Source organism: Nocardioides ureilyticus (assembly GCF_051280745.1).
Taxonomy (GTDB): domain Bacteria; phylum Actinomycetota; class Actinomycetes; order Propionibacteriales; family Nocardioidaceae; genus Nocardioides.
Genome location: NZ_JBNCOG010000002.1, coordinates 133,744 through 154,075, shown reverse-complemented (window position 1 = coordinate 154,075; position 20,332 = coordinate 133,744). Strand labels below are relative to the sequence as shown.

General features: G+C 71.5%; 18 protein-coding genes. 13 read left to right on the top strand and 5 right to left on the bottom strand.

Annotated features, from left to right (window positions below):
• Positions 1–8 precede the first annotated feature (8 nt).
• On the top strand, positions 9–398 hold the full coding sequence (locus tag ACSMHG_RS02005) for a nuclear transport factor 2 family protein (RefSeq protein ID WP_435741681.1): 390 nt from the start codon (positions 9–11) through the stop codon (positions 396–398).
• A 59-nt stretch (positions 399–457) separates the two neighbouring features.
• On the opposite strand, the gene ACSMHG_RS02000 is transcribed toward ACSMHG_RS02005, so the two are convergent.
• Complete coding sequence (locus ACSMHG_RS02000) at positions 458–922, bottom strand: hypothetical protein (protein WP_435741680.1); 465 nt, start codon at positions 920–922, stop codon at positions 458–460.
• Positions 923–1,754: 832 nt separating this feature from the next.
• On the opposite strand from ACSMHG_RS02000, the gene ACSMHG_RS01995 reads away from it, so the two are divergent.
• Together ACSMHG_RS01995 and ACSMHG_RS01990 are read left to right on the top strand one after the other, a co-directional pair.
• Positions 1,755–2,111 carry a phosphotransferase gene (locus ACSMHG_RS01995; RefSeq protein ID WP_435741679.1) on the top strand — a complete coding sequence of 119 codons (357 nt, stop codon included), beginning with the start codon at positions 1,755–1,757 and terminating at the stop codon, positions 2,109–2,111.
• 244 nt (positions 2,112–2,355) lie between these two features.
• The gene (locus ACSMHG_RS01990) at positions 2,356–2,700 is read left to right on the top strand and encodes a hypothetical protein (RefSeq protein ID WP_435741678.1); all 345 of its coding nucleotides are present in this window, start codon (positions 2,356–2,358) and stop codon (positions 2,698–2,700) included.
• A gap of 1 nt (position 2,701) precedes the next feature.
• Here ACSMHG_RS01990 and ACSMHG_RS01985 read toward each other — a convergent pair whose 3' ends face one another.
• On the bottom strand, positions 2,702–3,784 hold the full coding sequence (locus tag ACSMHG_RS01985) for a winged helix DNA-binding domain-containing protein (protein ID WP_435741677.1): 1,083 nt from the start codon (positions 3,782–3,784) through the stop codon (positions 2,702–2,704).
• Between the two features lie 128 nt (positions 3,785–3,912).
• Between ACSMHG_RS01985 and ACSMHG_RS01980 the strand changes: the two genes are divergently transcribed.
• Positions 3,913–5,307 (top strand): cytochrome P450, encoded by a 1,395-nt coding sequence (locus tag ACSMHG_RS01980; RefSeq protein WP_435741676.1) that lies wholly within the window; start codon positions 3,913–3,915, stop codon positions 5,305–5,307.
• Positions 5,304–6,908 carry a succinic semialdehyde dehydrogenase gene (locus tag ACSMHG_RS01975; RefSeq protein WP_435741675.1) on the top strand — a complete coding sequence of 535 codons (1,605 nt, stop codon included), beginning with the start codon at positions 5,304–5,306 and terminating at the stop codon, positions 6,906–6,908. The genes ACSMHG_RS01980 and ACSMHG_RS01975 overlap by 4 nt, the downstream gene beginning before the upstream one ends.
• 15 nt (positions 6,909–6,923) lie before the next feature.
• Here the strand turns inward: ACSMHG_RS01975 and ACSMHG_RS01970 are convergent, their stop codons facing one another.
• The gene (locus ACSMHG_RS01970) at positions 6,924–7,553 is read right to left on the bottom strand and encodes a TetR/AcrR family transcriptional regulator (protein ID WP_435741674.1); all 630 of its coding nucleotides are present in this window, start codon (positions 7,551–7,553) and stop codon (positions 6,924–6,926) included.
• A 149-nt stretch (positions 7,554–7,702) separates the two neighbouring features.
• On the opposite strand from ACSMHG_RS01970, the gene ACSMHG_RS01965 reads away from it, so the two are divergent.
• From ACSMHG_RS01965 to ACSMHG_RS01945, 5 genes are all read left to right on the top strand, one after another.
• Positions 7,703–8,920: an acyl-CoA dehydrogenase family protein gene (locus ACSMHG_RS01965; RefSeq protein WP_435741673.1), complete on the top strand. Its 1,218-nt coding sequence runs from the start codon at positions 7,703–7,705 to the stop codon at positions 8,918–8,920.
• A gap of 15 nt (positions 8,921–8,935) precedes the next feature.
• On the top strand, positions 8,936–9,916 hold the full coding sequence (locus ACSMHG_RS01960) for an acyl-CoA dehydrogenase family protein (RefSeq protein WP_435741672.1): 981 nt from the start codon (positions 8,936–8,938) through the stop codon (positions 9,914–9,916).
• Positions 9,913–11,442 carry a class I adenylate-forming enzyme family protein gene (locus ACSMHG_RS01955; RefSeq protein WP_435741671.1) on the top strand — a complete coding sequence of 510 codons (1,530 nt, stop codon included), beginning with the start codon at positions 9,913–9,915 and terminating at the stop codon, positions 11,440–11,442. Before ACSMHG_RS01960 ends, ACSMHG_RS01955 begins: the two co-directional genes overlap by 4 nt.
• A gap of 147 nt (positions 11,443–11,589) precedes the next feature.
• A complete protein-coding gene (locus ACSMHG_RS01950) occupies positions 11,590–12,420 on the top strand; it encodes an SDR family oxidoreductase (RefSeq protein ID WP_435741670.1) in 831 nt (276 codons plus the stop codon).
• Between the two features lie 251 nt (positions 12,421–12,671).
• Positions 12,672–13,664: a hypothetical protein gene (locus ACSMHG_RS01945; protein WP_435741669.1), complete on the top strand. Its 993-nt coding sequence runs from the start codon at positions 12,672–12,674 to the stop codon at positions 13,662–13,664.
• Here the strand turns inward: ACSMHG_RS01945 and ACSMHG_RS01940 are convergent.
• Together ACSMHG_RS01940 and ACSMHG_RS01935 are read right to left on the bottom strand one after the other, a co-directional pair.
• Complete coding sequence (locus tag ACSMHG_RS01940) at positions 13,624–14,277, bottom strand: DUF998 domain-containing protein (RefSeq protein WP_435741668.1); 654 nt, start codon at positions 14,275–14,277, stop codon at positions 13,624–13,626. The two genes, ACSMHG_RS01945 and ACSMHG_RS01940, sit on opposite strands and share 41 nt — an antisense overlap.
• A 5-nt stretch (positions 14,278–14,282) precedes the next feature.
• Complete coding sequence (locus tag ACSMHG_RS01935) at positions 14,283–15,035, bottom strand: matrixin family metalloprotease (RefSeq protein ID WP_435741667.1); 753 nt, start codon at positions 15,033–15,035, stop codon at positions 14,283–14,285.
• Positions 15,036–15,308: 273 nt separating this feature from the next.
• Between ACSMHG_RS01935 and ACSMHG_RS01930 the strand changes: the two genes are divergently transcribed.
• From ACSMHG_RS01930 to ACSMHG_RS01920, 3 genes are all read left to right on the top strand, one after another.
• On the top strand, positions 15,309–16,820 hold the full coding sequence (locus ACSMHG_RS01930; protein WP_435741665.1) for an MDR family MFS transporter: 1,512 nt from the start codon (positions 15,309–15,311) through the stop codon (positions 16,818–16,820).
• 126 nt (positions 16,821–16,946) lie between these two features.
• The gene (locus tag ACSMHG_RS01925) at positions 16,947–17,327 is read left to right on the top strand and encodes a TetR family transcriptional regulator C-terminal domain-containing protein (RefSeq protein WP_435741664.1); all 381 of its coding nucleotides are present in this window, start codon (positions 16,947–16,949) and stop codon (positions 17,325–17,327) included.
• Between the two features lie 9 nt (positions 17,328–17,336).
• The gene (locus ACSMHG_RS01920) at positions 17,337–20,051 is read left to right on the top strand and encodes an ATP-dependent DNA helicase (RefSeq protein WP_435741663.1); all 2,715 of its coding nucleotides are present in this window, start codon (positions 17,337–17,339) and stop codon (positions 20,049–20,051) included.
• Positions 20,052–20,332: the final 281 nt, after the last annotated feature.

Genomic DNA, 20,332 nt, shown 5'->3' with positions numbered 1-20,332 from the left:
GCGAAGACATGGGAGACGAGAGCCTGAGGACCACGCTCCTGGACCTCGAGCGCCGGGGCTGGGACGCGCTGTGCACCAGCACCGGTGGCGAGTTCTACGGCGAGCTGATGACCGAGGACGCCCTGATGGTGCTGGCGAACGGCATGGTCCTCGATCGGGTTTCGGTGGTGGCCTCGCTCGGGGAGGCGCCGCCGTGGAGCAGGTACGAGATCGGCGACGAGCGCATCGTGGTGACCGGTTCGGACAGTGCGACGCTGGTGTACGTCGCCACGGCCTGGCGAGACGCCGACCCGGAGCCCTTCGTCGCCGCGATGTCTAGCGTCTACCGGCTGGACGACGACGTCTGGCGCCTGTGCCTCTACCAGCAGACCCCCGTGCCGGCTGCCGGCGACCGCTGAGTCCGCGCCTGCCGACGGACGGAGGCACCCGCCCCGTGCATCGGCGATCGATACGTCTCTCAGCGTGCGATCGCGCCGCCGGTCCAGCTCTCGTCGTCAGTCACGTCACGAACGACGTCGAGCCAGTCCGGTAGGCAGGCCGACGGCTCGTCGCCGTCATCGATCTCGGCAACGAGCGTGCCGTCCTCGTGCTCGTCGATCGCGACCTGGCTTCGACCCCACGGGACCAGGTACCTCGTCTTGCGAAGGATCCGGGCAGGCAACGAAGACAGCAGAGCCCACTCGACCTCGTCCAGGTAGAGGTTCGTGCACGCGACCTCCCGAGGTCCGTCGGTGAGACGGACCTTGTGTCCGAGCTTGCGGACGACCGTGCCGTCCTCCTCGTGGACCTCGCGCAGACGGAGCCTGGTGCCATCCAGGTAGCGGTCGACGATCTCCTGCCTGCTCGCGACCCCGGTGGGCAGCTTCGACAGGAGGTAGCGACGCTCTCGCTCCACGACTGCGTACTTCAGGGGGACCGGCATGCGTTCGAGGCTAGTGCCGACGGCGGACGTCCGGTCGACCGAGAGCAGCGCCCTGTCGTCGCCGCGTCTCGCGCAGCCGGATCGGCTGAACTGGTCGGGGAGCAAACCGGAGGTCGGGATCCGGCGCTGACCGCCGCGGGTCCGCTACGGGCACTCTTCGGCTGCCTCCCTGTACCAGCCGCCCGTGGTCTGCCATCGGACGAATCGGTGCTCGCCGGTCAGTGAGTCGTCCGCAAAGGTTCGGGCCATCGCCTCGGAGGCTCGCTGTCGCGAGACCGTGTACGGCGGTTCCAGGACGAGCCGTACAGCTTCCCGCAGCGTTCGATCCGTCGGTGGCTCAGTCGGGTCAACAGCGCTGAGGATCCGCTCCGTGGGGTCGCACAGCCAAGCCGGGACCCGGTCGCCGACAGAAGGGGGTTCCGCACCTCCGGAGCCACATCCCGTTGCAGCGGGCAGCACCTGCGCTGCGAGGGCCCCGCGCACGATCCTCATGGCGGATCGACGGTCGTCGCGTGCGTAGGGTTCCGGCAGGTCCGGTCTTGGCGCGTTGCGGTTGGCTCCACTGGCTCGGCGATGCGCCGGATAGCGTTCGAGTCGTGTTCTCGGACAGGGTCGCTCATGAGGCTCAGGTCCCGGACCTGGGTCCGCCTCCGGCCCGCCTGACGGTCGATGCGCGGACTGTCCGCCAACTCATCTGCTCACAGTTCCCCCAGTGGGCGCGGCTCACCATCGAGCCGGTCCGAAGCCCCGGCTGGGACAACTGCACGTTCCACCTCGGTGACGACGTTGACCGGCCACCTTGACGTCGAGCTTGCCTCCGAGGTCTGGGCCGTTGCGCTCGCCACAGTGGGAAGGCCGCGACGTCTGGTTCCACGGCGACCTGGCCGAGGGCAACCTACTGCTCAGGGACGGGCGACTCGCGGCGGTGATCGACTTCGGCGCATGCGGGGTGGGAGATCCGTCGTGTGACCTCGCGATCGCCTGGACCATGATCGTCGAACCCGGCCGTCAGGTCTTCCGGGACCGGCTTCGAGTGGACGAGGCGAGCTGGACGCGTGGGCGAGGTTGGGCCTTGTGGAAGACGCTCTCCGCACTCGCGTCGGCGATCACCGACGACGACAGTGAGGAAACTGGTCGTCTGATGCGCGTGCATAGGGAGGTCATCGGGGAATACGCCGAAACGCTGTAGAGGCGTGTAGCGGGTTCCGAACCTGGCGTTGACCAACGCTTGCCTGGACGCCCGACTGACCGATCTGCGAAATCCCCGTCGTGGGCACCGACTCCCGGACGTCATGCGGATGGTGCGTTCCATGGCTCCTTCCGTATGACGTCCCGAGAACTGCTCGGGATACCCCCCTCAGGGATGACTGTCGACCACGCGGATGAGCCCCGGTACTCATGCGGCACATCTCGTTCGCGAACACACTGCGGGTATGAACGAGAGGGCTTCATCCACCACGCGCGGCGCTCTGTCGCTCATGCGGCGAGGCAGTCACCACGCCTCGTGGCGCACGCACGCCGCTCTTCTCGCCCTGGTCGGCGGCTACACGGCGTTGTCTGCCTCTCACAGCACGCCCGACGCGAACATCGGGCTCGGGTTGGGCCTCCTTGGGCTGCAGGTGCTGGGCGCTCCATGGAGCTTCGTCCTCGTCTTCCTGGTGCTCGACGGGGTGGCGGTTGACTTCAAGATCGTCCTGGCGGCTTCCACGGCCGCGGCGATGGTGAACCTCGCGCTGCACGCGTTCCTGGTGGGTTGGACCGTTCAGAAGTCGCGATGACTCAGACGACGACGACCTCGGGCTCCAGGCCGAGGAACGCGCCGTACCGCTCGGCGGCCGCCTCCAGCGCCTGGAGCTGCCGTCGGGTGAGGGTCGCGCCGTAGGGGGTCAGGGTGAAGACGGCGCGTCGACCGAGCGTCCGGGTCATCCTCGCCACCATCTGGCCGTCCACGAGGGCCATGCCGATCGCCGTCTCGCGGCCGGGTGGCACCACCCCGGCCGCGTCGAGCACCATCCGGCTGTCCTGGTAGCCGCGGTACGTCTCGTCGAGGATCTGGAGCAGGTGGCCGGCCGGCTCGGCCGGTCCGCCCGGCGGCTCGCACCCGGCTGCGTGCCAGAACGTCCTCCCGCCGTGGTCGAAGCAGTCCAGCTCGCCCCGCACCTGAGAGATGCCGCGGCGTACGTCGGTGAGCGTCAGCGTGGCCCAGTAGGCGAGGTCCTTCTCGGTCGCGGGGCCGTGGCCGGTGACGTAGCGCAGGGCGACCTCGGCGAGGGCTTCGTCGCGGTCCCGCGGCCGGGCGACAGGCAGACGGTCGGCGGCCAAGGCGTAGGTGTGGGCCCCGTCGTCCGGGCGGCCGCTGCAGACCAGGCCGTCGAGCTCCAGCAACCCGAGCAACAGCGTCAGCACGGGGCCCGGCACGTCGATGCCGGCCTGGTCCAGTGCGGCGGCGAGCCCCGCACGGGTCTGGTCGGCGGCGCCGGCCAGGGAGTCGAGCAGGACGCTGCTCAACCGGTCGACCTCCCGACCCTCGAGGCCGTGGTCGTGCTCCAGCTGCCGCACCGCGGTGGGGCGGATCCGGGGTGCGGTGAGCTCGAGCAGCCAGCGGGTGTCCTCGGCGCGGACGTAGTGCCAGGTCGGGCGGAGCACGTGGGTGCGGATGACCCGGCCCTCGTCGAGCAACCGGGCCAGGTCCGCGCCGTCCGGCTCGGACGTCCGGGCGGCCACCGCCCAGCCGGCCTGGGACGGGTTCTCGGCCTGGACGGCGAGCAGGTGGCCGACCACCTCGTCGGCCGTGGCGGCGTGCCGGGCGGTCAGCAGCTGGGTCCGCAACCGCCACCGGGCGATGTCCTGGTCGGTCACCATGCCGCGAGTCTGTCGGGACGTGACCGGGCCGGCAACGCGGTGGGACCACAGCCCGCGCGCGACGAAGGTTGACAGGCAGTCCTTTCAGAATCATGCTGGCGATGGCCCACGTCACACAGGAGGACTCCATGACACAGCAGGCGGTCGCCGGCAGGCCGACCAGGACGTCGTCGGCGCCGGAGGTGCCCCCTCGGCCGGTCCCGGAGCTGCTGCCGGGGGACAAGGGACTCCCCGTCGTCGGTCGCCTCTTCGACTACGCCAAGGACCCGGTGGCGCTGATGCGGCACCAGTGGGAGAGCTACGGGCCGGTCTCGCCGTTCAACGCGATCTTCACCGACGCCGTGATGCTCCTCGGGCCGGACGCCTGCGAGGAGGCCCTGCGCAACAAGGACAAGGCCTTCGCCAACGAGCCCGCGTGGGGACAGATCGTCGGCCCCTTCTTCCACCGCGGGTTGATGCTCATCGACTTCGAGGAGCACCACGGCCACCGGCGGATCATGCAGGAGGCCTTCACGCGGGACCGGCTGGTCGCCTACACCGGCGCCATGCACCCCGCCATCGCCGAGGGCATGGCGTCGTGGGACACGGACCCCGAGTTCCCGGCCTACCCCCGGCTCAAGCAGCTGACGCTCGACATCGCCGCCGACATCTTCATGGGCGGCGCCGACGACACCAGCCGGTCGGAGATGGACCGGGTGAACAAGGCCTTCATCGCCTGCGTGCAGGCGGCCGCGGGCATCGTCCGTGCCGACGTCCCGCTCACCCGCTGGGGCCGGGCGTACCGGGGGCGTCGAGTGCTCGAGGACTTCCTGCGCCACTACCTCCCGGCGAAGCGCGCGACCCGCACGGACGACATCTTCTCGGTCCTGTGCCACATCGAGACGCCGGAGGGCGAGCGGTTCAGCGACGACGACGTCGTGAACCACATGATCTTCTTGATGATGGCCGCCCACGACACCTCCACCATCACGACCTCCACGATCCTGCAGTACCTCGGCCAGCACCCCGAGTGGCAGGAGCGGTGCCGCGAGGAGGCGCTGGCCCTCGGGCCGGCCCCCACCCTGGAGGAGATCGAGAAGCAGCAGTCGATCGACTGGGTGATGCGCGAGGCGCTCCGCCTCCGCGCGCCGGTGCCCGTCCTGGCGCGCCGTACGGTCAAGGACACCGTCGTGCAGGGCGTCGCGATCCCGGCGGAGACCGACGTGATGGTCGGGGTGCAGTGGTCGCACCTGATGGAGGACTACTGGACCAACCCGATGGTCTTCGACCCCGAGCGCTTCTCCCCGGAGCGCCGCGAGGACAAGTCGCACCGCTACGCGTGGGAGCCGTTCGGCGGCGGCGTGCACAAGTGCATCGGGCTCTACTTCGCCGGCATGGAGGTCAAGGCGATCATGCACCGCCTCCTGCGCGGCTACCGCTGGACGGTCGACCCGGGGTACGTCGCGCCGCTGGACAACCACTCGCTGCCGTTCCCGAAGGACGGCCAGCCGGTCCACCTCGTCCGCAACGGAGGCCACCGATGACCGCCCTCGACACCGACCAGGAAGCCGTCGCCCCGAGCACGCTGCGGCCCGGCTGGGTCACCGACCGCCGGCTCGCGTCCCTGACCCGCTGGGTGGCGTGCCCCGTCTCGGGTGGCACCGAGGCGCCGGCGGCCCTCGCGCCGTACGACCTGCGCCCCACGGCCCCCGTCCCGGCCGGCACCCCGGAGGACGTCGAGGCGGCCGTGCGGGCCGGCCGTCGTGCGCAGCCGGCGTGGGCAGACCTGCCGCTCGCAGCCCGTGCCGAGGTCGTGCTCCGCTTCCACGACCTCCTCGTCGAGCGGCAGGACGAGGTGATGGACCTGATCCAGTGGGAGATGGGCAAGGCCCGGTTCCACGCGTGGCAGGAGGTGCTGCAGGTCGCCAACCTGGCCCGCCACTACGCGCGGGCGAGCGAGGGCTACCTCGCCGACCACAAGGTGCGTGGGGCGGTGCCGGGGGTGACCAAGGTGCGGGAGGTGCGGGTCCCCAAGGGGGTCGTCGGCATCATCTCGCCGTGGAACTACCCCTTCTACCTGGGCATCGGCGACGCGATCCCGGCGCTCCTCGCCGGCAACACCGTCGTCGGCAAGGCGGACCCGCAGACCCCGCTGACCCTGCTGTGGGCGCGAGCCCTGATGGCCGAGGCCGGACTGCCCGAGCACGTGTGGCAGGTCGTGACCGGCCCGGGCGCACCGATCGGGGAGGCGCTGGTCGACCACGTCGACTACCTCGCCTTCACCGGTTCGACCGCCACCGGACGGGTGGTCGCCCAGCGGGCCGCGCAGCGGCTGATCGGCACCTCCCTCGAGCTCGGCGGCAAGAACCCGCTGATCGTCCGGGCCGACGCCGACCTCCTCCAGGCCGCCCGCGGCACCGCTGCCGCGGCGTTCGCCAACACGGGCCAGATGTGCATCCACATCGAGCGGGTGATCGTCCACGCCGACGTCTACGACGACTTCAAGGAAGCCCTGCTCGCTGCCACCAGCGCCCAGAAGCTCGCGCAGACCTTTGACTTCACCGCAGACGTCGGCTCGCTCGCCACCCCGTCGCAGCTGGACAAGGTCTCCCGGCACGTCGCCGACGCGGTGGCCAAGGGGGCGACGGTGCTCGCCGGCGGACGGGCCAGACCGGACATCGGGCCGCTCGTGTACGCCCCCACGGTGCTGGAGGGCGTCACCGAGGAGATGGAGCTGTGCCTCGGGGAGACCTTCGGCCCCGTGGTCGCGCTCTACCGCGCGGCCGACGACGAGGACGCGCTCCGCATCGCCAACCAGGGCACCGCCGGCCTCTCGGCGTCGGTGTTCAGCAAGGACCTGACCGCCGCGGACGCGCTCGCGCGGCGGGTCCGGGCCGGCTCGGTGAACATCAACGACGGCGCGTCGATCGCGGCCGGGTCGGTCGAGGCGGGCATGGGTGGCGTGGGGGACAGCGGCCTCGGGCGCCGGCACGGCGGCGAGGGCATCCGGCGCTTCACCGACTCACAGACCGTCGCGGCCTCGCGGATCGGACCGCTCGGGCCGCCGCCCGGGACCCCGCTGGAGAAGTTCGTCGCCCTGGGCAACGCGCAGCTCCGCACGCTGCGGAGGCTCGGCGTCCGGTGACCGGCGCGCCGGGGCTCAGGGGTCGAGCGGGAGCCCCGCGAGCAGCTGGTCCCTGGCCGAGGGCCACAGGCGCCGGATGGACCGCTCGCTCGCGACGGCACGGAGCATCCGCAGACCCCTGATCGTCGCGATCGCCGTCGTCATGGCGTGCGGGAACTCCGGGCGGTCCACCAGCTCCGGGGCGATCCTGCGCGCCGCGTCGGAGAGCGTGGTCATCACCGCGTGGTCGAACCGGACCAGGTGACGCCGGAGCTCCTCGTCGGTGCGCGCGGCGGTGAGCAGCTCCATCTGGGCGAAGGACACCGGGCCGCTGAAGATCTCCCAGAGCCGGTTGAGCAGCACCTCGTACTGACCCGTCGGCCCGTCGACGAGCGCCAGCGGCTGGGCGACCAGGTCGGCGACCAGCGTGTCGGTGAGGTGGCTGAGCCCCTCGACCACCAGCTCGGCCTTCGTGGCGAAGTAGTGGGCCTGCGCGCCGCGCGTCACCCCGGCGCGCTCGCACACCAGCGTCGTCGTGAGGCCGGCGTACCCGTGGTCGACGAGGACGTCGATGGTGGCGTCGAGAAGAGCGCGGCGCGTCGCGGCACGGCGTTCGGCCTGCGTGCGTCGTCGTGTCCGGGGCGTGGGCCCCGCCTCAGCGGTCATCGCGGGTCAACCTATCCCGCTCCGCCTCCGCCCGCAGATACATGCTTGCGTGCCGATAAGTGCCGTGCCAGTCTGAGCGTCCTGTGCTGTGGCTCACAGCTGCGGCCGCCGTGGGCCGAGCTCCGCCCGAGATCGCCAGGAAGGCCGACATGGATTTCGACGACACCCCCGACGAGGCAGCCTGGCGCGCCGAGGTGCGCGCCTTCCTCGATGAGCACAAGGATGAGCTCGGGCAGCGTGCGGGAGCCCGCGAGCTGGATGCCACGGTGGCCAGGCGCCGCCAGGCGCTGCTGTACGACGCCGGGTACGTCGGCGTCACGTGGCCCGTCGACGCCGGCGGCCGGGGCGGGACGCCCATGCAGCAGTCGATCATCGACCAGGAGATGGCGCGTGCCGGTGTGCCGGGCCTGATCAACCTGATCGGCATCGGCATGTGCGGCCCGACGGTGATCTACCACGGGTCGGAGGACCAGAAGCGGCGCTACCTCCAGCGGCTCCTGCGGGCCGAGGACCTGTGGTGCCAGCTGTTCAGCGAGCCGGCCTCGGGCAGCGACCTGGCCGCGCTGCGGACCAAGGCCGTGCAGGACGAGCGGGGCGACTGGCACGTCACCGGGCAGAAGGTCTGGACCACCCTGGCCCACCTCTCCGACTACGGCATCCTGCTCACCCGCACCGACCCCGACGTCGCCAAGCACCGCGGACTGACCATGTTCGTGGTCGACATGAAGGCGCCGGGGGTGACGGTGCGGCCGCTGAAGCAGATGAGCGGGGGAGCAGACTTCAACGAGGTCTTCTTCGACGACGTCGTGATCCCCGACTCCGAGCGGCTGGGCGAGGTCGGCGACGGCTGGCGCGTCGCCCTCACCACCTTGATGAGCGAGCGGCTGACCCTCGGCGGCGGCGGCACCGAGATCGGCCTGAGCGTCGAGGAGGTCACCCGGCACGTCGCCGCGCAGGTCGCCGCGCTCCCGCCCGAGCGCCAGGCGCTCGTGCGCCAGCAGCTCGGGCGCAGCTACGTCTCCTCGCTCGGCATCCGCTACACCGGCTACCGGCTGCTCACCGCCCTGAGCCAGGGCAACCTGCCGGGGCCGGAGGCCTCGGCCGGCAAGCTCGCCGGGACGACCGCCGCCCGCGACCTGGCCGACCTCGCCGTGCGGGTGCTCGGTGACGACGCGGTCTACGGCGCGACCGCGGACGGGTCGAGCACCTGGCAGGACCTCCAGGCGGTGCTCCCCGGGATGGCGATCGCCGGCGGCACCAACGAGGTGCTCCGCAACATCATCGGTGAGCGGGTGCTGGGGCTCCCCCCGGAGCCGCGTGCCGACAAGGACAAGACGTTCCGCGAGCTCGCCGCAGCCGGCGCGTGAGAAGAGGAGAGCACGATGTACTTCGACCTCGATGACGAGCAGCGCGACCTGGCCGCGGCCGCCCGCGACTTCCTCGCCGGATCGACGTCCCCCGCCTCGGCCCGGGCCGTGCTGGACGATCCCAACGTGCGGGTCGGACCCGGTCGCGTGGAGCTCGTCAAGAGCGGCTTCGCCACGATCACCGTGCCTGAGGCGGTCGGCGGCGGCGGTGGGTCCCTGCTGGACCTGGCCGTGGTCGCCGAGCAGGCCGGGCGCGTGCTGGCCGGTCCCTCGCTCGTGACCTTCGCGCGCGCCGCCGTCCTGCTGGAGGGCGACGACGAGCGGCTGGGGGCGCTGGCCGACGGCAGCCTGGCCCTGGCGGTCACCGACGGTGGGCCGGTGCTCGACGCGGCCGGTGCCGAGGCGTTCCTCGCCCGGCGCGGGGAGGACGTCGTGATCGGCACCGGGACGGTGACGACGCGCGATCCGATCGACCCGACGCGCGGGCTCGCCGACGTGTCCCTCGCGGACGTCGAGGTGGTGGCCTCCGGGGCCGCCGACCGCTGGGTCCGCGCCGAGCAGGTCGGCCGGGTGGTGCTCGCGGCGGAGGGGCTCGGCGCGGCGGCGCGGGCACTGGAGCTCGGCGTCGAGTACGTCAAGGAGCGACATGCCTTCGGACGGCCGATCGGGTCCTACCAAGCGGTCAAGCACGCCTTGGTCGACGTCTACGTCGAGGTGGAGCAGCTGCGCTCGCTGGTCTGGTGGTCGGCGTGGGCGGCCGACCACGCGACCGAGGAGCTGCCCCTCGCCGCCGCGGCCGCGAAGGGTGCCGCCGCGACGACGCTCGAGCGGGCCGCCGAGACGCTCATCCAGGTGCACGGTGGCATCGGCTTCACCTGGGAGCACGACGCCCACCTGTTCTGGCGGCGGGCGAAGGTGGACCGGCTGCTGCTGGGTGACGACGTCGACGCGTTCGACGAGGTGGCCCGGCTGGCCCTCGCCGAGGTGGCGCGATGAGCGGCGTCGGCGAGCACAACCTGGCGCTGCTGGCCGAGCGGTCCTTCGAGCGGCTGGGCGACTTCGAGCAGCTCTTCTTCGAGGGACGCTGGCACACGTCGGGGGAGATCCACGACCGTGCCGGCCGGGTGGCGGGTGGTCTGCGCGAGCTGGGCATCGAGCCGGGCGACCGGGTCGTCGTGATGATGATGAACACCCCCGAGGTGTTCATCAGCTACCGGGCCATCTGGCGCGCCGGTGCCGTCGTGACGCCGGTGATCTTCCTGCAGACCGAGCCGGAGCTCCGCCACATCCTGGAGAACTCCGGGGCCAAGGCCGCGATCGTCACGCCCGAGCTGCTGCCGCTGATGGCCACGGCCGCGGAGGGCTCGGACCTCACGATCGCCGTGGTGGGGGAGGAGGGGGCCGGCACGCCGGGCACGACGCCGTACGGCGAGCTCGAGGCGGCCGACCCGGTGGACATCGAGCCGCGGGGTGATGACGACCTCGCCGCCCTGCTCTACACCGGCGGCACGACCGGCCGGGCCAAGGGCGTGATGCTCAGCCACCGCGGCCTCTGGGAGTCCGGCCGGGGGATCGACTCGGTCGCGCGGACGATGACCGCGACGAGGTCGCTGCTGCCCCTCCCGCTGTCCCACGCCTACGGCCTGATCGTCGCCATCGGCGGCATGCACGCCGAGCGCCGGCAGGTGTCGGTGCTGCAGCGGTGGTTCGACCCGCAGGGCTGGCTCGAGCTGGTGCAGGAGCACCGCATCGAGAGCAGCCCCGTCGTGCCGTCGATGCTCCAGATGATCCTCTCCCTGCCGCACGCCGACTACGACCTGAGCTCGTTGCAGTCCTTCGGCTCCGGCGGTGCCCCGCTGCTGCCGGCGGTCCGCGAGGAGGTCGAGAAGACCTTCGGGGTCACCATCCTCGAGGGCTACGGGTGCACCGAGGCGAGCGCGGTGATCTCGGCCTCGACGGTGACCGAGAACCGGCTCGGCAGCGTCGGGAAGCCGCTGCCGCACGCCGAGGTGGCGATCCTCGACCCGAGCGGGACGCCGGTGCCCGCCGGCGAGGACGGCGAGATCTGCGTCCGGGGCCCGGGCGTCATGCTCGGCTACTGGAAGGACCCGGCGCAGACCGCGAGGACCGTCGTCGACGGCTGGCTCCACACCGGCGACGTCGGCCGGCTCGACGAGGACGGCTACCTCTACGTCGTCGACCGGGTCAAGGACCTGATCATCCGAGGCGGGTTCAACGTCTTCCCCCGCGACGTCGAGGACGCCCTGCTCGAGCACGGTGCCGTCGCGTCCGCCGCCGTCGTCGGGGTGCCGGACGAGAAGAGTGGTGAGGAGGTCGTCGCCGTGGTCTCGCTGCACCCCGGGGCCGCGGCGACCGCCGAGGAGCTCGTCGAGTTCGCCCGGGCGCGCCTGGCGAAGTACAAGTACCCGCGCGAGGTCCACATCGTCGACGCGGTGCCGCTGACCAGCGTAGGGAAGACCGACCGCAAGGCCGTGCGGACCCTCGTGCGGCGACCCTCCTGACGTCGCGTGCTGCTGAGCGTGCGCCCTGGCGCACGCTCGGCAGCACGAGGCAGGAATGTCGACGAGCACGGCGCTGGCCCTTGACGTCTCGGGGGCCGACCCCAAAACTGACAGACACCACTGTCAGATCTACCCCTCGAGGTGCCCATGTCCCGTCAGATCGCCGGAATGTCCATCATCGTCACGGGCGGTGCCCGTGGCATCGGTCGCGCCACCGTCGAGCGGCTGGCCCGCCAGGGCGCCTCGGTCGCGGTCGGCGACCTCGACCCCGAGCTCGCCGAGGAGGTCGTCGGGTCGTACGGCGACCGCGTGGTCGCGGCCCGGCTGGACGTGACCGACCCGGCGTCGTGGCGGGAGTTCCTCGCAGCCGTCAGCCACCTCGGACCCTGGGACGTCCTGGTCAACAACGCCGGCATCATGCCCCTCGGGTCGGTGCTCAAGGAGCCCGACGAGGTGACCCGGGCGATCTTCAACGTCAACGTGCACGGGCCGATCAACGGGACGAAGGCGGTCGTGCCGGGCATGGTCGAGCGCGGCCACGGCCACATCGTCAACGTCGCCTCGGCGGTGGGCCGGCTCGCGGTGGCCGACGGGGCGTCGTACTCGGCGTCGAAGTTCGCGGTCGTGGGGTTCAGCGAGGCGACCCGCGCGGAGTTCGCGCCGTACGGGATCGACGTGTCGCTGGTGCTCCCGACGGTCGTGCAAACTGAGCTGTCGGCCGGCGTGCCGGCGGCGAAGGGCGTCAAGCCGGTGACCGCGGACGACGTCGCCGCCGCGATCGAGAAGGTCGTGCGCAAGCCGAAGGCGGAGGTCTGGGTGCCGAACTGGGTGCAGGGCCCGACCAAGGTCACCCAGGCGCTGCCGCGTCGGGTGCAGGACTCGCTGGCCAAGCTCAGCGACGCCGGCAACGTCATCTCGCAGGCCGACCCCGCCGCCCGCGCGGCGTACGAGGAGCGGGTCCGCCGCAACGCGCACTGACCGCACGCGCGGGGCGACCAGCCTGAGTGGGGCTGCCCCCACGGGGGGAGCCGGGGGCAGCCCCCACGAGGAGCCGGTTGACTGGACCAAGGGTCCTCGTGGCCCGAGAGAAGCTGGGCGAGAGGAACGTACGACTCAGACGCGTCTCATCCACATCGGCTGCCGGCGCCACGTCCTACCCGTCTCCTGCGGGCCGGCGGAACCCGTCGGGCGTGGGCTGCGTCGGACGGAGTGACGACTCAGGAGGCGCCATGACGAAGCGCACGTGTGCTGCCGCGATGCTCGCCCTCGCCGTGCTGGCGACGGGCTGCGGGGAGGCGGGGGAGGGCCCGCCGGCCAGCGCTGACCCGGCGGAACCTCGACTTCCCGACGGCTGGCGCTGGGAGGCCTACGCAGGGGTGCAGGTCGGGGTGCCCGGCAGCTGGGGCTGGACGAACGCGAGCACGCGGCTGGGCCAGTGGTGCGTCGACCTACCGGACCGCCGGTCGCCGCAACGACACCCGGCGGTGGGTCGGCCCGGGCGGTCGACGTTGGTGGGGTGTCCCTCGGGGGAGCCGGACGGCTCCACGCTGATCGAGAACACCGGCCTGGTCGTCGCCCTCGGACCGGCGCTCGACACCGCCTCCGGCCACGAGCCGGCCACCGCGGAGGGTGACCAGGCCGTACGGCGGGTCGGGGACGTCCTGGTCAGGGTCAACGCGCCGCCCGCCCTCCGCGAGCAGATCCTCGCCACGGTCCACGAGACCGAGGTGGACGCGAACGGCTGCGCCATGCACCTGCCCGCGGAGTCCGCCGTGGGGTCCCGGCCCGAGCCGGCCGCCGACGTCACCACCCTGACCGACGTGACCGCGGTGGCTGCCTGCCGCTACCAGGTCCCCTCGCCGGACGCCGGCGCTGAGGAGACGGTGCCGCTGCTCTCGTCGCTGCGGCTGGAAGGTGAGCCAGCAGCCGACGTCATCGCAGCGGTGCAGGCCGCACCGGTCGGCGGCGGACCCGACAACCCGAGGTCCTGCCTGCAGGAGTGGTCCTACGGCGACGAGTTCATCAGGGTGCAGGTCGAGTCGGGTGGGGGCCGATCGCCGCTGCTCCACCTGTTCTACAGCGGCTGTGACCACAACGGGTTCCACGACGGGACCGCGGTGCGAGCACTCACCGAGGAGGCCGTCCGGCCCCTCGTCGCCGGGGCCAACGCCGTCTCCGGGTTCAGCGGCCCCGCGGAGAAGGTCGACATCCTCGTGCGCTGACCCGCCACGACCCACCGCGAGCGACCTGGGTCCCGGCGACGGCGGCCAGCCCGAGGATCGCGGGCCACAGGGCCAGCCGCTCCAGGGCACCCGAGACCGGGCCACCGCCCGAGAGGACGAAGGCGGCGGCTGCCGCCCCGGTGACGCCTCCGGTCGCCACCAGGGTCCGCGCCAGCCGCGGCCGAGCATCCCGCTGCCGCAGGCCGAGGACGACCAGCGCGACGGGCTGGGCCACGAAGAGCGGAGTGGCGGCGGCTGCGTGCAGCGTGACGTTCCCGTCGAGCGGTGCCAGCCCCGTGGCGACCGAGCTCAGGCCGGAGACGACGAGCAGCCCCGTGACCCAGGGGCCGAGGCGCCGGCGGAGGAGCGCCGCACCGCCGGCCAGCAAGGCGCCGAAGCCGACGAACGAGAGGTTCATGAGATCGTGGCGAGGTGAGCAGAACGCCTCCGTGCAGCCCGCCTCGCCGAGCCGGCTGACGGAGTCGCCGACGTAGCTGTAGGCGCCGGTCGTCGCGGAGGCAACCACGACTTCCACCGCGATGTAGGCGGGCCGGACGAGCAGGGCCAGGGCCCCCCAGCGCTCGGACCGGGTGACCGGCGACGCGGTGGCCACGGGGCTCAGCCCGACCCGCGGATGCTGCGCGGTTCGATCGGGTCGTAGCACTCCCCGGCACCCAGCTCCTCCAGGCCGGCCAGGTCTCCCGCCTGGAGGTCGGTCACCTCGCGCCCGTACAGCACCGGGTTCATCAGCTGCCCGCGGTCGTCGACGTGGGCCAGCCCGACCAGGTGCGCCAGCTCGTGGAGCATGACGGCCCCGACGGCCTCGTCCCCGCCCATCGACGTCATCTGCTCGACGTCGAAGACCACCGAGCCGCTGACGTACCGCGGCGTGCCGCCGGAGACGCTGACGTACGCCGGTCCTCCGTAGCCGGCCGCGCGGCCTTTGAGCCGGGAGTCCTCCTCCGGGCCGGAGTAGGCGATCAGGACCGGGGCCCAGCGGTCGCCGTACCGGTCCGGCTGGTGCAGCGGACGCCGTTGCGCCGGAGCCTCCTCGGTCGTGCCGGCGTCCTCGAACTCGAGGCCCGTCGCCTCGGAGACCCGCTCCAGGCTCTGCTCCAGGAGGCGGCGGCCGCCCTCGGGCTCGCCGTCGGGACGGACCACGTAGGCGATCGGGTCGCAGGTGCTCCAGCGCACCGGCTCGCCGTTGTCCCGGGTGTGCACGAAGGCGTACCCGTCGCCGTTCGAGGCCTGGCCGTCGGGGGACAGGTCCTGGCCCGGTGGCGCTGGTGCCGGCGCAGGCGCCTCGCTCACGACACAGCCCGACAGCAGTACCGGCACCGCCACCGTCGTCACCAGGAACCAGGATCGCATCGGTCCTCCTTCTGTCCTGCGAGGCTAGCCACCGGGCGAAGGGCGGTGCGGGGACTCGCTCCTCCGGCTGCTCGAGTGCGCGATGCTCGGGTCGACCACGGGCTGCGACGCCGGGATAATCGCTGGTCCACCGGCAGAGGACCCGCCACGATGGACGGGCGGTGCCGGCGGCGATGACTTTCGCCGCCGGGGAATGTCGAGACCGGTGTCGCCGCTTCGACGTACGTGCAAGCCGGGCGTCACCGCCCCCGCCCTTACCTCTGAGGAACCTCCATGTCTGCGCCCATCGACACCCTGCCCGACCAGCCCACTGCCGGCCCGCAGCGAACCCCCGCTGTGGTCCGGCTGCTGGTGGTGGCGACCTTCGTGGTGATCCTCAACGAGACCATCATGATCAACGCCATCCCGAGGCTGATGGAGAGCTTCGAGGTCAGCCACCGCGCCGCGCAGTGGGTCTCCACGGCGTTCATGCTCAGCATGGCCGCGGTGATCCCGGTGACGGGCTGGTTCCTGCAGCGGGTGAGCACCCGCACGGCGTACGCCACCGCGATGGGCGTCTTCCTCACCGGTACGGCGATCAGCGCGGTGGCCCCGGTCTTCGAGGTGCTGCTCCTGGGCCGCGTCGTCCAGGCCGCCGGCACCGCGGTGATGATGCCGCTGCTGATGACCACGCTGATGACCGTCGTGCCGGAGAGCCAGCGGGGCCGGGTGATGGGCAACGTGACGATGGCGATCTCGGTCGCGCCGGCCCTGGGTCCCACCGTCTCGGGCGTAGTCCTGCAGTTCGGCTCGTGGCGGCTGCTGTTCGTCCTCGTCCTGCCCATCGCTGCGATGGTGACGTGGTCGGGGCTCCGTCAGCTGGAGAACATCGGCGAGCCCGTGGTCAGCGACATCGACTGGTTCAGCGTCGTCGTGGCGGCCCTCGGCTTCGGCAGCCTCGTCTACGGGCTCACGCGCTTCGCCGAGGGAGAGGTCGGGCTGCCGGTCGGCATCGCCGTGGCCGGCCTCGCCCTGGTCGGCACCTTCGTCGCCCGACAGCTGTGGCTGCAGCGCACGGGCGCGCCGCTGCTCGACCTGCGGGTGTTCGCCCACGGGACGTACACCAAGGCGCTCGTGCTCCTGGCCGTGGCGTTCATGGCGATGATGGGCTCGATGATCCTGCTGCCGCTGTACCTGCAGAACGTGCGGCCGCTGTCGGCGCTGGAGACCGGCCTCCTGGTCATGCCCGGTGGCCTGGCGATGGGTCTGCTCGGCCCGACGGTGGGCCGGATCTACGACCGGTTCGGCGGTCGGGTGCTGGTCATCCCCGGCTCGGTCGGCATCGTCCTGAGCCTGCTCGGCTTCACGCAGATCTCGCTGACGATGCCGTACTGGCAGGTGCTGGCGCTGCACGTCGTGCTGAGCGTCTGCCTGGCCGCGACGTTCACGCCGGCCTTCACGCTCGGCCTCGGCGCGCTCCCCATGCACCTCTACTCCCACGGCAGCTCGATCCTGGGCACGCTGCAGCAGGTCGCCGCTGCCTTCGGGACCGCGCTCGCGGTCACCGTGGTGACGCTGCGCGCCGACCAGGTCCTCGGGTCGGTCGGGCCGGTCGAGGCCGAGCTGTCCGGCATGAAACTCGCGTTCGCGGTCAGCGCGCTGATCTCGCTCGTCGTGGTCGCCATGGCCTGGGTGCTGCCGGGGCGCCCGGCCAGCGCCACGGACCAAGCGGCCGAGCCGACGCTGGAGGCTGAGCTCGACGACCTCTGCGAGCACGGGCCGGCGCCGGCCAGCTGCACCTGCTGATCCGGACGCGGACCGTTGGACGTCATGCGGACGGAGCCGTCGAGGGCACCGTCCGCATGACGTCCCGTAGTCGGCACGGTCTGCGACGTCGGCGGGCTCTACCTCGCCGCATCCTCCACGGCCACCGTGGACGTATCGGACCGAAGCGCCGAAGACAAGCGGCGCGACGCTTTCCAGTCGGTCCGTAGCCTGCTTGTCCACCGGTTCGATCAATCCACGGCATATCGGTTGGGCGGGAGGGTGTGGGCGGCTTTCGTTGCCCACGCCGTAGTGGACGAGGCGATCGCGGGGGTCGTGATCGAGGCGCAACGCGGCTTGGAGCGCGAGGTAGCCCGTCTACTTCCTCTTGTTGGGCTCGACCCGACCTTCGCCCGGAGACTCGTAGCGCTCAGCGAGGGCTTGGCGCAACGCACCTTGACCGGCGCGCTCGCGGGGGACGAGGCAATCCACGAGGTCGACGAGGCGCTCCTGGACGTTCCTCCCTATGCCAGAACGACCGGCGTTTGACCGTGGTCGATGATCGAGAAGGACGTACGCGCGGCAGATAGGCCTGCCGCCACAGACCATGCGGGGTCCTCGACGAAGTCACCGGACTCCGGCGTGCCGGATCGGTCGGTATCAGCGCCGCTGCAGGGCAGCAACGACCGCGCATGCTGCCGAGAACGCCGCCGCGATGACGCACACCGCGAGCCAGGCGAAGTGCTCACTGGTCACTTCGTTGCCGCGTCCGTTGCCGGCGAGGACGACCAGTCGGATGCAGCACGCGACCGCCAGAGCGCCCAGAAGGTACGCGCCAGCGCGTGCATCAAGCGGTTGGGCGCCGAGCCTACGGGCTGGTCGCAGTCGGTGATCGGCCGAGACGGCGACCTCCTGACAGCGGAGGACGTGCCACTGGCTGCCATCGAGGCGATCGGCGCCGAGGTGGTCGCGGCGGTCTCTGAGAAGCGGGCCGTGTGGACGCACTGGAACCTGATGGCCGAGGCAGCGAAGCAGACGATGGATCTGAGGTTTGCGACGACCGAGGACCGCGAGGCCGTCGTCGGCCTTATCGTAGACGCGGCCCAGGCACGCTCCATCGTCCTGACGCCGCCGGAACTCGCCCTCAGCCCGCCCCGGTTCCAGCGCGAGGACGGCACGAGCCGCTTCCGCCCGCGGCATGGCAAGAACTACTCCTCGGTCGCAGTGCTCGAGGCCGAGGCGCGGTTGCTGGCACGCGCCGAGAAGATGACCGCGCCAACGGTGTCAGCCGGGGGCACGGGTCGAGCGGGTGGCCGTGGCACGGTCTCGCTGTCCGATCAGCAGCGGCGTGCGGTGGAGCGCATCTGTCGCTCCGGGCGCCAAGTCGACCTCCTGGTCGGACCTGCTGGGACCGGCAAGACCACCACGATGAGAGCGCTCCGCGCGGCCTGGACCATCGAGTACGGGCGGGGGAGTGTCGTCGGCCTGGCCCCGTCCGCCGTGGCCGCCCAGGCACTGGCGGACGACCTCGGTGTCGCCTGCGAGAACACCTCGAAGTGGCTCCATGAGTACGACCACGGGCGCACCGAACTACGGCGCGGTCAGTTGGTGATCGTCGACGAGGCGACTCTGGCCGACACGGTGACGCTCGATCGGCTGACCAGGATCGCCGCCGGCGCGGGCGCCAAGATCCTGCTGGTAGGTGACCCACATCAACTCCAGTCCATCGACGCCGGCGGAGCCTTCGCGCTCCTCGTCGACCGACGTGCGGACGCACCGGCGCTGAATGAGATCCACCGGTTCGCCAACGAGTGGGAGAAGGAGGCCTCGCTCGCGCTGAGCCGGGGAGACGTCCAGGTCATCTCGGCATATGCCCGCTACAAGCGGATCCGCGAGGGTCTCACCGAGGAGATGGTCGACGCGGCGTACGTCGCCTGGCGGGCCGATTGTGCCGCCGGACGCGCCAGCATCCTCGTGACTGAGTCTGCGCGGGACGTCCGCGCGCTCAACGAACGCGCCCGGGCCGAGCGGCTGCTCCTGGACGGTGCGGTCGACCACCGCGAGGTCGACCTGGTCGACGGCTGCCGGGCCTCGGTGGGCGACGTGGTGATCACGCGCCAGAACGACCGCCGGATCCGGACGATGCGCGACGGGTGGGTGAAGAACGGCGACCGCTGGCTGGTCACCGACATCCGGCGTGACGGCTCTGTCCTGGTCAAACGCCTCGATGCGCGCGGCGGGCGAACGGTCCTGCCGCCGGAGTACGTCGCCGAGCACGTCGACCTCGGATACGCGGTCACCGCGCATCGCGCTCAAGGGGTCACCGTCGACTCCGCGCACGTCGTCGTGACTGTATCCACGACCCGGGAGAACCTCTACGTCTCGATGACCCGCGGCCGCGAGTCCAACATCGCGTACGTCGCCCTCGACCAGCCCGACGACAGCCACTCCACGCCGGAGGAGGAAGACGTCACGGCTAGGACGGTCCTGTACGGCGTCCTCCAGCACAGCGGCGCCGATCTCTCCGCCACGCAGACGATCGAGGCCGAGTACGAACTGCATGGCGGCATCGACCGCCTCGCCGCCGAACTCGAGACGATCGCCGCCGAAGCTCAGCACGACCGCTTCGTCGACCTTCTGAGCCGCTCCGGGCTGACCGTTGAGCAGCACGCCGCGGTCGTCGCGTCGACCGCCTTCGGTCCGCTCGCGGCGGCACTACGACGCGCCGAGGCGTACCACCACGACCTCGAACGTCTTCTGCCTCGGGTCGTCGGGCGGCATGGTCTCGACGACGCGGATGACATCGGAGCGGTCCTCCGCTACCGAGTCGACAAGCTCGCAGCGACTCCGCCGCGCGGCTGTCGGCTCCGTCCACGACTGATCGCTGGCCTGATCCCGGAGCCGCTCGGCCCGATGTCAGCTGAGGATCGCCAGGCAATCGACGAGCGGAAGGAACTGATCGAGGCGCGCGCTCGCGCGCTTGCCGAAGGGGCAGTTGCGGGCCGTGAGCCTTGGACACGACGACTCGGACCGCGCCCTGTCGGCGCACCAGGGACCGGCGTCTGGATTGACGCGGCGACGACGGTGGCGGCGTACCGCGACCGCTACAAACTCATCTCCGAGATGGCAGTCGGCGGAGGCACCAAGGACGACGCCCAGCGCGCCGATCGTCAGCGTGCACTGCGCGCGATACGCGCGGTCCGCGCGGCGGGTGCATCGGAACGCACGGGAGTGTCGTCGGCGGTGAATCTTCTCGCCATTTCCCGACCATAGGCGGCCGCTGCCTGGGTTATCCACAGCCCACCCAAGGCATTCTCGCGACCGGCGGTTACGCGGCATATCGAGGGAGTCCGACTCACCGGAGGCCCTCATGCTCGTTCTACTCGCCTTGCCAGTCCTCGTCGCCGTTGCGGCGGCGCACCGCTTCCTTCACCACTACGCACCATCGAACCTGCTCGTGCGTCGCGTGCGAACTCGTGAGCCACGTTGGCGGACGGTCGGCGCGCTGGCCGGAACTGTCGGACTCCTCTTGTTGACGATGCACGCTGTTGCCG